Annotated in this window: 14 protein-coding genes; 10 read left to right on the top strand and 4 right to left on the bottom strand. The window is 72.0% G+C overall.

The genetic code is table 11. The annotated features are described in order from the left end of the window. Positions 1-12 precede the first annotated feature (12 nt). Together ACYSUO_RS26130 and ACYSUO_RS26135 are read right to left on the bottom strand one after the other, a co-directional pair. The gene (locus ACYSUO_RS26130; RefSeq protein ID WP_461778671.1) at positions 13-498 is read right to left on the bottom strand and encodes a heme-degrading domain-containing protein; all 486 of its coding nucleotides are present in this window, start codon (positions 496-498) and stop codon (positions 13-15) included. After that, the gene (locus tag ACYSUO_RS26135) at positions 498-1580 is read right to left on the bottom strand and encodes a Gfo/Idh/MocA family protein (RefSeq protein WP_461778672.1); all 1083 of its coding nucleotides are present in this window, start codon (positions 1578-1580) and stop codon (positions 498-500) included. Before ACYSUO_RS26135 ends, ACYSUO_RS26130 begins: the two co-directional genes overlap by 1 nt. Positions 1581-1691: 111 nt before the next feature. On the opposite strand from ACYSUO_RS26135, the gene ACYSUO_RS26140 reads away from it, so the two are divergent. The 7 genes from ACYSUO_RS26140 (at position 1692) to ACYSUO_RS26170 (ending at position 8900) form a co-directional block, all read left to right on the top strand. Beyond that, positions 1692-2819: an ROK family transcriptional regulator gene (locus ACYSUO_RS26140; protein ID WP_461778673.1), complete on the top strand. Its 1128-nt coding sequence runs from the start codon at positions 1692-1694 to the stop codon at positions 2817-2819. A 504-nt stretch (positions 2820-3323) separates the two neighbouring features. Next, positions 3324-4031, top strand: coding sequence for a hypothetical protein (locus tag ACYSUO_RS26145; protein ID WP_461778674.1), 708 nt, complete (start codon positions 3324-3326; stop codon positions 4029-4031). A 132-nt stretch (positions 4032-4163) separates the two neighbouring features. Then, on the top strand, positions 4164-4946 hold the full coding sequence (locus tag ACYSUO_RS26150) for a GntR family transcriptional regulator (protein ID WP_461778675.1): 783 nt from the start codon (positions 4164-4166) through the stop codon (positions 4944-4946). Positions 4947-5087: 141 nt separating this feature from the next. Next, positions 5088-6155, top strand: a complete 1068-nt coding sequence (locus ACYSUO_RS26155) for an ABC transporter ATP-binding protein (RefSeq protein WP_461778688.1) — start codon at positions 5088-5090, stop codon at positions 6153-6155. Next, positions 6148-7020, top strand: a complete 873-nt coding sequence (locus ACYSUO_RS26160) for a 2-aminoethylphosphonate ABC transporter permease subunit (RefSeq protein ID WP_461778676.1) — start codon at positions 6148-6150, stop codon at positions 7018-7020. The genes ACYSUO_RS26155 and ACYSUO_RS26160 overlap by 8 nt, the downstream gene beginning before the upstream one ends. Further along, the gene (locus ACYSUO_RS26165; RefSeq protein ID WP_461778677.1) at positions 7007-7804 is read left to right on the top strand and encodes an ABC transporter permease; all 798 of its coding nucleotides are present in this window, start codon (positions 7007-7009) and stop codon (positions 7802-7804) included. The genes ACYSUO_RS26160 and ACYSUO_RS26165 overlap by 14 nt, the downstream gene beginning before the upstream one ends. Positions 7805-7838: 34 nt before the next feature. Next, positions 7839-8900, top strand: a complete 1062-nt coding sequence (locus ACYSUO_RS26170) for a 2-aminoethylphosphonate ABC transporter substrate-binding protein (protein ID WP_461778678.1) — start codon at positions 7839-7841, stop codon at positions 8898-8900. A 38-nt stretch (positions 8901-8938) separates the two neighbouring features. Here ACYSUO_RS26170 and ACYSUO_RS26175 read toward each other — a convergent pair whose 3' ends face one another. After that, the gene (locus ACYSUO_RS26175) at positions 8939-9718 is read right to left on the bottom strand and encodes an HAD-IIA family hydrolase (protein WP_266710698.1); all 780 of its coding nucleotides are present in this window, start codon (positions 9716-9718) and stop codon (positions 8939-8941) included. Between the two features lie 138 nt (positions 9719-9856). On the opposite strand from ACYSUO_RS26175, the gene ACYSUO_RS26180 reads away from it, so the two are divergent. Both ACYSUO_RS26180 and ACYSUO_RS26185 read left to right on the top strand, forming a co-directional pair. After that, positions 9857-10444, top strand: a complete 588-nt coding sequence (locus ACYSUO_RS26180; protein ID WP_461778679.1) for a hypothetical protein — start codon at positions 9857-9859, stop codon at positions 10442-10444. A gap of 7 nt (positions 10445-10451) precedes the next feature. Then, the gene (locus ACYSUO_RS26185; RefSeq protein ID WP_461778680.1) at positions 10452-11123 is read left to right on the top strand and encodes a class F sortase; all 672 of its coding nucleotides are present in this window, start codon (positions 10452-10454) and stop codon (positions 11121-11123) included. A 213-nt stretch (positions 11124-11336) separates the two neighbouring features. On the opposite strand, the gene ACYSUO_RS26190 is transcribed toward ACYSUO_RS26185, so the two are convergent. Next, the gene (locus tag ACYSUO_RS26190; RefSeq protein WP_461778681.1) at positions 11337-12077 is read right to left on the bottom strand and encodes a GAF and ANTAR domain-containing protein; all 741 of its coding nucleotides are present in this window, start codon (positions 12075-12077) and stop codon (positions 11337-11339) included. A 160-nt stretch (positions 12078-12237) separates the two neighbouring features. Here ACYSUO_RS26190 and ACYSUO_RS26195 point away from each other — a divergent pair, with 160 nt between their 5' ends. Next, positions 12238-13242 (top strand): glycoside hydrolase family 6 protein, encoded by a 1005-nt coding sequence (locus ACYSUO_RS26195; protein WP_461778682.1) that lies wholly within the window; start codon positions 12238-12240, stop codon positions 13240-13242. Positions 13243-13441: the final 199 nt, after the last annotated feature.

The following is a 13441-nucleotide window of genomic DNA, read 5'->3' on the forward strand; positions in this document are numbered from 1 at the left end:
GCTCACGCCGCACTAGCCCATGAACCGCTCCAGCGCCGCAACCACCAGCTTGTGGTCCTCGATCTGCGGGAGGCCCGATACCACCACGGCGCCCACAACTCCCGCTCCCCGTACGGAGATCGGGAAGGCGCCGCCGTGGGCCGCGTACGTGTCCGGGTCGAGGCGCGAGGCGTCCTCGAACGTCGTGCCCTTGGCCCGGAAGCGGCTGCCGACCAGGTAGGACGAGGCGTGATAGCGCTCCACGACGCGGCGCTTGCGGGCGATCCACGCGTCGTTGTCCGGGGCCGAGCCCGGCAGCGCCGCGTGGAACAGCTGCTGGCCGCCGCGCGTGATGTCGATCGCGACCGGCGCCTGCCGCTCGCGTGCGAGGTCCACGAGCAGGTTCCCGAGGGCCCAGGCGTCGTCGTACGTGAAGGAGTCCAGGACGAGGCGGCGCTCCTGCTCCTCCAACTCGGGGATCTGCGGGGCGTTTTCGGGGTTCGCGTTCTGAGTGCTCATCAGAGGGTCACCGTCACTCCGTCGCGTGCGGAGACGCGGGCCGCCTCCAGGACGTCGAGCGCGTCGGCGGCCTGCGTGGCGGGCACCGGGTTCGGGGTGCCGTCGCGCAGTGCCGCGGCGACGGCGGCGTAGTACGCGGGGTAGTCGCCGTCGACCGTCGCGAGCGGGCGGCCGCCACCGGTCAGCGGGGATTCGCCGGAGCCGACGCGGCCCCACAGCGACTCGCCCTCGACACCCCACGGCTCACCGGCCGTCGGGCGCTTGCCGTCACGGAGGGCCGCTTCCTGCGGGTCCAGGCCGTACTTCACGTAACCGGCCTGCGAGCCCAATACGCGGAAGCGCGGGCCGAGTTGGGCGGTGGTGGCGGAGACGTACAGGTGCGAGCGCACCCCGTTCGCGTGGGTGATCGCGATGAACGTGTCGTCGTCGGCCTCGGCGCCGGGACGGCGCACGTCCGACTCGGCGTAGACGGAGACGGCCGGGCCGAACAGGACCAGGGCCTGGTCGACGACATGGCTGCCGAGGTCGTACAGGAGGCCGCCGATCTCCTCCGGGTTGCCGGACTCGCGCCAGCCGCCCTTGGGCTGCGGGCGCCAGCGCTCGAAGCGCGACTCGAAGCGCCAGATGTCGCCCAACTCGCCGTCCGCGAGCAGCTTTTGGAGGGTCAGGAAGTCGTTGTCCCAACGGCGGTTCTGGAAGACCGACAGCAGGACGCCCTGCTTCTCGGCCAGCTCCGCGAGCTCGCGGGCCTCGGCGGCGGTGCCCGCGACCGGCTTGTCCACGACGACCGGGAGGCCCGCGGCGATGGCGGCCTTCGCGAGCGGCACATGCGTCTTGTTCGGCGACGCGATGACGATCAGGTCGAGCTCGTCCGCGTGCTCCCACAGGTCGTCCGGGGACGCGACGAAGCGCAGCCCCTCACCGTGCTCGGCGCGCGCCTGGGCCTGTCGCTCGGGGTTCGAGGTGACGACCGTGTCCAGGGTCAGGCCCTCGGTGGCGGCGATCAGCGGGGCGTGGAAGACGGAGCCCGCCAGGCCGTAGCCGACCAGGCCCACGCGCAGGGGAGCACTCGTACCGGTCATGGGTTCCATACCTTCCGTACCTTCCATACCTTCCGTACCTGCCATACGATCCATGCGTTCCACTTAAGCAACGGTGTTGCCAAAGTGCAAGCGCGGGGGACAATGGACGTGATGAACAGGCACGTGAGGAGGACCATGGCGGCCACGGTGGGCGCGAACCTGAGCGCCCTGCGCGGGCACAACGCCGCGCTCGTGCTCGATCTGCTGCGTACGGCAGGGGAGGCCGGGATAAGCCGTCTGGAGCTCGCCGAGCGCACGGGGCTCACCCCGCAGGCCGTCAGCAAGATCACGGCGCGGCTCCGGGGGGACGGTCTCGCCGTCGAGGCCGGCCGCCGGGCCTCCACCGGGGGCAAGCCGCGCACCGTCCTCCGGCTGCTCGCGGGCGCCGCGCACGCGGTCGGTCTGCACCTGGACCGCGACGAGCTGCGCACCGTACTCACCGATCTGTCCGGCGCGGTCGTCGCGGCGCGGCGTGCCTCCCTCGACCTCGGTGCGGGCTCCGACGCGGTGCTCGCGGCGGCCGCCTGTGAGGTCGACGCGCTGCTCGAAGCGGACGGGGGCCAGACGGTCCTCGGCGTCGGCGTCGCCGTGCCGGGGCCGCTCGACCACACCGACGGGGTGCTGCACCGGGTCACCGGGTTCCCGCAGTGGGACGGCTTCCCGCTGCGCGACGCGCTCGCCGAGCGGCTCGGTCTGCCGGTCGTCGTGGACAAGGACACGAACGCGGCGGCGCTCGGGCTGGCCCTTGAGGGTGAGGGGGAGCGCTCGTTCGCCTACCTCCACCTCGGTACGGGACTGGGTGCCGGGCTCGTCCTCGACGGCGCGCTCTACCGTGGTGCGCGCACCGGGGCGGGCGAGTTCGGTCACCAGGTGATCCAGCTGGACGGTCCGCGGTGCGGTTGCGGCAACCGGGGGTGCATCGAGGCGCTCTGCCTCGCGGCGGTTGCCTCCGGCGGGGACGGGGGGTTGGACGAGGCGGCGCGGGTGCTGGGGGAGGGGGCGGCGAATCTGGTGAGCCTGCTCGACATCGACGCGGTGGTGCTTGGGGGGCGGACGGTAGCAGCGCACGAGAAGCGTTTCGTACGTGGGGTGGAGCGGGTCGTCGCGGCCCGCGCCCGTCGTGAGGGCGGCGGCCCGGCGATACCCGTTCGGGCGGCTCCCGGGGGCGACACCCAAGCGGTGGAGGGCGCGGCCCACATGATCCTGGCCCCTCTCTTCGGGCGAGCGGCTCCGTCGTAACGGTTCCGTGGCCGGGGCCTGACGCGGGTGCGGCCGGCACCGGGGTGCCGCCTTGCCCACCCTGCCGCCCCAGGCGGCAGATTGCCCAAGGCGGTGGCGGCTGACCGCACCGGGTGGGGAGCCGTGGTCGGCGGCACCCCGTGAGGCCGACGCCCCTGGAGGGGGCGGGTGGGTGGGAGATAGGCGGGAGGGAAGGGGCAGCAGGGCCAACGTCGGCGACGGCTTGCGCGGGCCGTAACGCCGGTTCGGCAATTCAAGCCCCGCCGGCGTTTGAGGCGCGGGGTCCGGGGCGGAGCCCCGAGGCCGTAACGACGGTTCCGGTAAATCAAGCCCCGTGGGCCCCGCGGGCAGGCGCAACCACGGTGCCGTCAACACGTCGTCCCGCTGGGCCGATCGGGCGAATCCCCCGCGTGCCGCAACCCCAGAACCCGAACCCCGCCGGACGGCACTGGCAAGGTTCTGGCCCACGACTGTCGTCAACTCCGCGACCAGTGAAGGGCCTTCATGCGACCGCGCCGCCCGCTCGCCCTCGCCGCCACCGCCATGGCCACCTTCGCCCTCACCGCCCTCGGCCCCACCCACGAGGCGGCCGCCGACACCGGCACCAGGGCCTGCGCCGCCGACAAGCGCGGCGACTTCCCGATCGACACCCGTATCGACGAGGGCCCCGCCACCTACCACCCCGGCGACGCCCCCCGGCACTTCTCGCTCGACCTGACCAACACCACCGCCACCCGCTGCGCCGACCTCCACCCCGTCCTCGTACTGGTCGACGAGGCGCGGAAACTGACGCCGAAGCGCATCACGCTGGAGTTCCGCGACGCGGGCCGCTGGCGCCCGGTGGCGGTCGAGCGGACCGGCCGGGACGAGAACATCGGCGTCTTCGACGGCTTCCCCGGCTTCTCGGTCGGCGCTGGCGACACGGTCACCGTCGACGTCCGCCTCGCGTTCGCCGACGACACCCGCCCCGACCGGGTCGTCGCCACCGCCGCGCTCGTCCGGCGCAAGGACGACGACGGCGACTGGGTGGGCGAGTCGGACGACTACCCGTTCACCATCGAAGAGGCCGCGGGCAGCCCGCCCCTCGCGGACGAACTCGCCCGTACGGGCCCACGCGCCCTGCTCGGACTGGGGGTCGCGGCCGGCACCCTCCTCCTCGCCGGCACGACCCTCGTGGTGGGAGCCCGGCGGCTCCGCGTCGGCGGACGCTGAGCCCCGGCCCACCACCGGCCCGGCCGCCGCCCCAGCCGAACAAGCGCGGCGGCCGGGCCCAAGGGGCGTAAGGCAGACGCGAGGAAGACAGGCCTCAGACACCTGTTCACCCCCATCTGCGACCATCCCCGCGTGGACTACCCGAACGACCAGGCCCCCGGCGCCCCCGTGCGCGACGGCATCCCCGAGCACGGACGCATCCCGAAGTACTACGCCGTGAAGGCCCAAATCGCCGCGCTCGTCGACGAGTTGACCGAAGGTGAGACCCTCCCCGCCGAGCGTGAACTCGCCCTGCGCTACGAGGTCGCGCGCGAGACCGTGCGGCAGGCGCTGCGCGAGCTGCTGCTCGAAGGGCGGCTGCGACGGCACGGCAGGGGCACCGTCGTCGCGGGCCCGAAGCTGGCGCAGCCGCTCTCCCTCGCCTCGTACACGGAAGGGGTGCGCAGGCAGGGCCGACGCCCCGGACGCACCCTCATCGGCCTCGAACGCTTCCCGTGCCCGCCCGCGCTCGCCGCCGAGATCGGCCTCGAACGCGGCGAACCCGTCTGGCACATGGAGCGCGTCCTGCTTGCCGACGACGAGCGCATCGGCCTGGAGTCGACCTACGTGCCCGTGTCCCGCGTGCCGCGCCTGGACGCCGAGTTCGACCCCGACTCCTCGTTCTACTCCTACGTCCACGACCGCCTCGGCATCGAGTTCGGCTCGGCCGACGAGCGCATCGAGACGGTGCTCGCGACCCCGCGCGAGGCCCTGCTCATCGGCACCCCGCCCGCGCTCCCGATGCTGCTCATCCACCGGATCTCGTACGACACCGGGCGCCGGGCCACGGAGCGGGTGCGGACGCTTTACCGCGGGGACCGCTTCTCGTTCACCGCCCGTTTGGGAGCGGACGGCTGGCAACCAGCCTCCTCCTAGAGCGAGTTGGCCTTCCACACCCCGTCCGCATAACAGGAAGATAACGGGTCTGGTCCAAGCTTGGGTGCCCGTTCACCGTCCCGTTGCCGCGCCGCTCCGCGCGGGACACCCGCCGCCACGAGCGTGGCCGCCGTGAGAGACATCGACCAGAAGCTGAGCGGCATCCGGTTCGACCGGGTGTCGGTCGCGTACGGCGGCACCACCGTTCTCGACTCCCTCGACCTGACCGTGGAGCCCGGCGAGGTGATGGCCCTCCTCGGCCCCTCGGGCTCGGGGAAGACCACCGCGCTGCGCGCCGTCGCCGGGTTCGTGCGACCCGCGTCCGGGAGGGTGTTCCTCGGCGGGCGCGACGTCACCGACCTGCCGCCGCACCGGCGCGGCATCGGCATGGTCGTGCAGCAGTACGCGCTCTTCCCGCACCTGCGCGTCGAGGACAACGTGGCCTTCGGGATGCGGGCGCAGAAGGTGCCGAAGGGCGAGATCCCGGCCCGCGTCGCCGAAGCCCTCGAACTGACCGGCATGGCCGCCTACGCCAAGCGCTACCCGCGCGAACTCTCCGGCGGTCAGCAGCAGCGCGTCGCCATCGCGCGCGCCCTCGCCGTCCGGCCCGGTGTGTTGCTGCTCGACGAGCCGCTGTCCGCGCTCGACGCGACGCTCCGCTCCGGGATGCTCGCGGAACTGGCCAGGCTGCACCGCGAGTTGCCCGACGTCTCGATCCTGTACGTCACGCACGACCAGGTCGAGGCGCTCACCCTCGCCGACCGGATCGCCGTCATGGACAAGGCCCGCCTCCAGGACGTCGGCACCCCGCAGGACCTGTACCGGCGGCCCCGAACCGAGTTCACCGCCTCCTTCGTCGGCAACGCCAACCTGCTCCCCGTACAGGTCGGCACGGGAACCGTCTCCTTCGGTTCGACCGAACTGAAGGTCCCGACGCGGGACGAGGTGGCGGCGGGATCCACCGCCACGCTCTGCGTCCGCCCGCACCTCGTCGGCCTCGGCGAAGGACCCAACTCCCTTACGGGGAAGGTCTCCGAGGTCCAGTGGCGCGGCTCGACCCACCGCCTCTACGTCGACATCGACGGCCACCGCGTCAAGGCCGACCTGCGCGAACTGCGCGAGCCGCCGGCGCTGGGGGAGCAGGTCACCGTGCACTTCGCGCCGGAGGACGGCATATTGCTCGCCGCGGAGGTGGGCAAGGATGGCTAGCGCCACGCTCGCCGCGCCTCGTCAGGGCGCCACCAAGTCCCGTAAGAAGAGCGTCGGTTGGATATGGGCCCTGCCGCCCGTCGCCGCCCTCGCCGTCGTCTTCCTCTACCCGCTCTTCCTCGTCGTCCAGCAGTCGCTCACCCCCGACACCGGCGGCACCTCCCTTGAGCCGTACGCCGACGTCTTCGCGTCGTCCGCGTTCCGTGAGGCGCTCGGTACAACGGTGTGGCTCGCCGTCGGGTCCACGGCCGGCTGTCTCGTCCTCGGCTTCGCGCTCGCGCTGATAGTCGCGTTCGTGCCGTTCCCCGGCGCCAAGGCCGTCGCCCGCTTCATCGACGTGTTCCTGTCCTTCCCCTCCTTCCTGATCACGCTCGCGCTGCTCTTCGTGTACGGGCAGGTGGGCATGGCCAACGGGCTGTGGACGGACGCGACGGGCGCCGCCACCGGGCCCTTCCAGTTCCTGGCCACGCCGTGGGGCGTGCTGCTCGCGGAGATCACCTACTTCACGCCGTTCGTGATGCGCCCGCTGCTCGCCGCGTTCTCACAGGTCGACACGGCGCAGCTGGAGGTCGCCGCGTCGCTCGGGGCGCGGCCCGCCCGGATCGTGCGGCAGGTGATCCTGCCGGAGGCGCTGCCCGCGCTCGCGGCCGGCGGCAGCCTCGTCCTCGTCCTGTGCCTCAACGAGTTCGGGATCGTCCTCTTCACCGGCGCCAAGGGCGTCACGACGCTGCCGACGCTCGTCTACAGCAAGGCGATCCTCGAGTCCGACTATCCGGGCGCATGTGTCGTCGCGGTCGTCAACGTCCTTGTGTCCGTGAGCCTTTACGGCCTGTACCGGGTGGTGAGCCGCCGTGCTCGTACATAGCAAGGCCGGCAAGTGGGCGTCCTGGGCCTTCTTCTTCGTCCTCTTCCTGCCCCTGTTCGCCCTTCCGCTGCTCGTCGTCCTCGCCGCGTCCTTCGCCACGAACTGGTCCGGCGCCCTGCCCTCCGGCTTCACCGGCGGCCACTACGAGGCCGCCACCAGCGGCGACTCGCTCACCGCCCTCACCACCAGCCTGGTCACGGCCGTCACCGCGAGCGTGCTCGCGCTGGTCGTCGGCGGGTGGGCCGCGCTCGCCGCCGCCGCGCTGAAGAAGCGCGGGCGCCGCGTGTTGGACGCCCTGTTCATGCTGCCGGTCGCCGTGCCGTCCGTGGTCGTCGGCCTCGCCGTCCTCGTGGCGTTCAGCCGGCCGCCGATGCTGCTCAACGGCACCCGCTGGATCGTGATCATCGCCCACACGATCCTGGTCACGGCGTTCGCCTACCAGTCCGTCTCGGCCGCCCTCCAGCGCCTCGACCCGGTCTACGAACAGGCCGCGGCCTCCCTCGGCGCCCGCCCCGCGTACGTCCTGTGGAAGGTGAAGCTGCCGCTGCTCCTGCCCTCCCTGAACGCCGCCGCGGGCCTCTGCTTCGCCCTGTCCATGGGTGAGTTGAGCGCCACGATGATGCTCTACCCGCCGGACTGGATGCCGCTCCCGGTGCAGATCTACGCGACCACCGACCGCGGCTCCCTCTTCACCGGCTCCGCGATCGCGGTGGTGCTGATGGCCGCCACGCTGCTCGTCCTGCTGGCCGTCTCGCGGATCCGCACCAAGGCCTCGTACCGCTGAAAAACCCTGACTTGATACGGGAGTTCACCACGCCATGCGCAAGAACACGCTCACCACCGTCGTCGCCGCCACCGGCGCTCTCGCCCTCGCCGCGACCCTGACCGGCTGCGGCGGCAGCTCCGCCGCCTCCGACGACAAGGTCGTCACCGTCTACAGCGCCGACGGCCTCAAGGGCGAGAACGGCGACGGCTGGTACGACAAGGTCTTCAAGGACTTCACCAAGAAGACCGGCATCAAGGTCAACTACGTGGAGGGCGGCTCCGGCGAGATGGTGCAGCGCGCCGTCCGCGAGAAGGTCAACACCCAGGCCGACGTCCTTGTCACGCTGCCGCCGTTCATTCAACAGGCCGACAGCAAGGGCCTGTTGGCGAAGTACGCGCCCAAGGGCTCCGGCCAGGTCGACGGCGCAGACAAGGCGGCGAACGGCACCTGGACGTCCGTCGTGAACAACTACTTCGGCTTCGTCCACAACACGAAGGAGCTGAAGACCCCGCCCACCACCTGGGAGCAGCTCCTCGACGCGAAGTACAAGAACAAGCTCCAGTACTCGACGCCCGGCATCGCGGGCGACGGCACCGCCCTGCTGGTCAAGGCCATGCACGACTTCGGCGGCAAGGAACAGGCCATGGCCTACCTGAAGAAGCTCCAGGCCAACAACGTCGGCCCGTCCGCCTCCACCGGCAAGCTCTCGCCCAAGGTCGACAAGGGCGAACTCCTCGTCGCCAACGGGGACGTGCAGATGAACTACGCCCAGTCCAAGGACATGCCGAACCTCGGCATCTGGTTCCCGAAGAAGGCCGGTGGCAAGCCGACCTCCTTCGCCCTGCCGTACGCGGGCGGCCTCGTGAAGAACGCCCCGCACACCGCCAACGGCAAGAAGCTGCTCGACTTCATGCTCGACGCGAAGCAGCAGAAGGAGGTCAGCTCCATCGGCGGTGGCTTCTCACCGCGCGCCGACGTGAAGGCCACCGACGACAACGCCGTCGAACTCGCCAAGATCATGGATGGCGTGCAGATCTTCGAGCCGGACTGGAACGACGTCGCCAAGAACCTCCAGACGTACGTGGACGACTGGAAGACGGCGACCGGCAGCTGACTCGCAGCCGGACCGGCCGCCGTACGGAATCCGGCGGATCAGACCAGGTCGACGAGGTCCGCGATCGAGTCGACCACCTTGGTCGGCCGGAACGGGAAGCGGTCGATGTCCGAGGTGCTGGTGAGCCCGGTGAGGACGAGATACGTCGTCATCCCGGCCTCCAGTCCCGCCAGCACGTCCGTGTCCATCCGGTCGCCGATCATGGCGCTGGACTCCGAGTGCGCCCCGATGGCGTTGAGCCCGGTCCGCATCATCAGCGGATTCGGCTTCCCGACGAAGTACGGGTCCTTGCCGGTCGCCTTGGTGATCAGCGCCGCCACCGAGCCCGTCGCGGGCAGCACGCCCTCCGTGGAGGGGCCGGTGTTGTCGGGGTTGGTGGCGATGAACCGGGCCCCGCCGTTGATCAGCCGGATCGCCTTGGTGAGCGCCTCGAACGAGTACGTACGGGTCTCGCCGAGGATCACGAAGTCGGGGTCCGAGTCGCTGAGGATGTACCCCTCCTCGTGCAGCGCCGTCGTCAGACCGGCCTCGCCGATCACGTACGCCGTGCCGTTCGGCCGCTGGCTGTCGACGAAGCGGGCGGTCGCGAGGGCGGAGGTCCAGATGTTCTCGACCGGGACCTCCAGGCCGATCCGGTTCAGGCGGGCGTGCAGGTCACGGGCCGTGTACATGGAATTGTTCGTCAGGACGAGGAACGGCTTGCCGGAGTCCCGCAGCTTCTTGATGAACGCGTCCGCGCCCGGGATCGGCACCCCCTCGTGCATGAGGACCCCGTCCATGTCGGTCAGCCACGATTGGATGGGCTTGGGCTCTGCCATGTGTGCGGACTCCTCGGCTCAGGATCGACTGACTGCTGCCATCGTATTCACCCGTCTCTACAGGTGTGACGTGCCGCGGGAGCCTCTCGGGATGCGGAACGCGGCCCGAAGCGTGACTCTGCCTAGAGGAGGTTCACGATGCGTACAGGACTGCTTGCTGTCGGTGTCGCGGGGGCGGCCGTCCTGGTGACCGCACCGGCCACCGCGGCCCAGGCGGCCGACGGCGGCGCGGCGATCACCGTCACCCCGCAGGCCGCGCCCGCGGGCACCGAGGTCGACCTGCGGGTGACCGGCTGCGACGGCGCCGCGGGCAGCGCCAGTTCCGCGGCCTTCGTGTCCCCGGCCCGGCTCGCGCCCTCCGCCGACGACCCCACCCTGTTCGCCGAAGCCCGCGTGAAGTCCTCCGCGGCGCCCGACGCCTACCCGGTCTCGGTGACCTGCGACGGAGTCGAAGGCAAGGTCACCGGCACCCTCCGGGTCCTCGACGGATCCGCCGCGGGCGCCACGCCCTCCCCGTCCCCGACCGCCCTCGTGCACGCGGGTGGCGGCGGCACCGCCGAGCGGCAGGCGCTCGCCGTCCACCGGGCCCCGTCGGCCGCCCCCAGCGAGGGCCCCGGCACCCGGCACGCCCTCATCGGCCTGGGACTCGCCGCGATCGCCGCCGTCGCCGTGGCCGTCCGCAGCACGCGCCGCCGCAGGTCACCCGGTTCGTCGTCGAGGCACTGAGCCCGCCATGAGTGACCGGTCGCAAGGCGCCGGGCGGCTTCTTACGGGAGTCGCCTGGGTGGTGCTGCTGCTCGGCCTGTGGCTGTGGGGCCACGGCGCCACCGATCTGAACCTGTCCTCGCCGACGACCGGGGACGCGGCCGCCGTCGGCCGCCCCTCTGACGTCCGCCTGCCGGCCGCCCACGAGCCGGTCGCGGGCGCGGACCCGCGGCGCGTCGACATCGCGGCACTGCGCGTCCAGGCACCCGTCGTGGCCCGCGGCCTGGACGCGGGCGGCGCCATCGACCCGCCGCCGTACGCGCGGGCCGGCGTCGTCGGCTGGTACGGCGACGGGGTGCGGCCGGGGGAGCGCGGCACCGCGCTGTTCGTCGGGCACGTCGACACCGAGAGCAGGCCCGCCGTCTTCTACCACCTCAGCGAGGCCGAGCCCGGCGACACGGTGCGGGTGACGCGGGCCGACGGCTCCGTCGCCGAGTTCACCGTCGACGACGTCCGGGTGTTCTCCCGCGAGAACTTCGACCCGGCCAAGGCGTACGGGCCGCACCGCTCCGAGCGCGCGGAGCTCCGCCTGATCACCTGCGGCGGCAACTTCGACAAGGCCTCGGGCACGTACTCGGCGAACGTCGTCGTGTCCGCGTATCTGTCGGACGTGAACAGCGCTCCCCAGAAGGCGGGTTGAGGGCGCGAGCAACCTGGTCCGGCCGGCAGCCCACTCCCCCGGGAACCGCCGGCCGGACCGGTCCTCGACCGCGCGGGCGGCGGGCTGCGGGAGGGCCCGGCCTCGGCACGGGAGGCTTTGATGGTCCGTCGGTTCAAACCGGCCGAGGACTGGGGCCACTCATCACCAACCCTAGAGCGGTTGGATGGATCGGCACAGAGTGTGGCCGAGGGTTCACGCCGGGTCGGGCCGCACCCGGTCGTCGGGCAGGGTGCGGCTGATCACCGAGCACGCGACCTGGTCGAGCGGCAGCCGGTTCGAGCGCGCGTACCGCCGCAGCGCCGTGAACGCGGCGTCCGGAGCGGTCGCCCAGCGCTCGGCGAGCATGCCCTTCGCCTGCTCGATCCGCACCCGGCTGCCGAGCGCCACGCCCAACTGCTCGGTCAGATCCTGGTAGCGGGCGTGCGCACGGTGGTTGTGCAGCCCGGTGGTGGCCGCGTCGGCGAGCACCTGCGCGATCGCGAACTCGCCCTCGCGCGCCGCCTCTTCCGTCTGGAAGACGGCGAGCGCCCCCTCCAGGTCCTCGGCCCCGCGCAGCGGAACCGCGTAGGCGCAGGCGATGCCGCGGCGCCGCGCGATCGCCGTGAACGCGGGCCAGCGCGCCGTGCTCGTCACGGATCCCAGGTTCACGGGGGCCACCGCCCGGCCGGTGCGCAGGGTGTCGTGCGCCGGGCCCACCGGACTGTCCGGCGCCACCAACTCCCGTACGACCTCGGGATGTTCACGCCAGTGGCTGGCCGGAGTGGGGCTGTACGGCCGGGCGAGGAGCACGCCCGCGCCCAGGGCGCCGAGCAGATCCACGCAGTGGTCGGTCAGGCGGCGCAGATAGCGCGGCGGGTCAAAGGTGTCGCGGAAGATCTCCGCGTACTCCAGAAGGGCAACTGCCAGGCGCAGTTCACTCGTCTCACTGGACAAGTCACGCCCCCTTTCACCCCGCGCATCGGAGTGTTACTGGACGCGCCTACCCGAGCCGCGGACGCTGTAACAGGTCCTTGACAAGCGGCGTACGCGCTCGTGGCACGACAGGGGCGTATGCCAGGATTGAGAGCCAGACAGTGCACCCAAGGGGGAGTGGATGTACCGGAAACTGAGGGCTGGAGCGGTTGCCGTGGGGGCGGCGCTGCTCGTTACGGCCTGTTCATCCGGCGGCGGGGACAACAACGAGGGGGACGGGTCGACGGGGCCGGTGAAGCAGCAGCCCAAGGGCGCCGACCCGTTCTGGGTGAACCCCGACAGCAAGGCGGCGAAGGCGGCCGCGGCTCTCGCGAAGGACGGCAAGGACGACGAGGCCGCGAAGGTCCGCAAGATCGCCGAACAGCCCAGCGGGGAGTGGCTGTTGCCGGAGAACGCGACGGAGCAGGCGCGCGGCTACACCGAGGCCGCCCAGAAGGCGGACCGGGACGCGCTGCTGGTCGTCTACAACATCCCGCACCGTGACTGCGGCCAGTACTCGGGCGGCGGCGCGGCGGACGGCAATGCGTACCGGGAGTTCATCGACCAGGTCGCCGCGGGCATCGGGGACCGTCCCGCGACGGTGATCCTGGAGCCCGACGCGGTGCAGCACATGGTGGACAACTGCACGCCGGAGCAGTTCCACGAGGAGCGCTACGACCTGCTCAACGGCGCCATCGCGAAGTTCAAGTCCCTTAAGGACACGAAGGTCTACCTCGACGCGGGCAACGCGGGCTGGGGCAAGCCGGACCAGATCTACGAGCCGCTGAAGTGGTCGGGCATCGACCAGGCCGACGGCTTCTCGGTCAACGTGTCGAACTTCTACACCACCGAGGAGTCGGTCAAGTACGGCAAGGAGCTCTCGGCGAAGGTCGGGAACAAGCCGTTCGTGGTCGACACGAGCCGCAACGGCAACGGGCCGTACACGGGCGGCGACGCGGACGAGCGCTGGTGCAACCCGCCGGGCCGCGCCCTCGGCGAGACGCCGACCACCAAGACCGGCGACCCCCAGGTGAAGGCCTACCTGTGGGTCAAACGCCCCGGCGAGTCCGACGGCACCTGCAAGGGCGGCCCGAAGGCGGGCGAATGGTGGGGCGAGTACGCGGTGAAGCTGGCCGGAGCCAACTGACACGGGCACGACGTGCGAGAGGGCGGGGAGGGCCCCCCCCCCCCCCCCCCCCCCGCCCGGGGGGCCCCCCCCCCCCCGGGCCCCCCCCCCCGGGCGGGGGGGGCCCCCCCCCCCCCCCACCCCAACCCCCCCCCCCCCCCCCGGGGCCGGGGCCCCCCGGCCCCGGGGGGGGGCGGCGAGCCGGGGGGCGGGGGGCCGC

The organism is Streptomyces sp. UC4497, assembly GCF_054871485.1.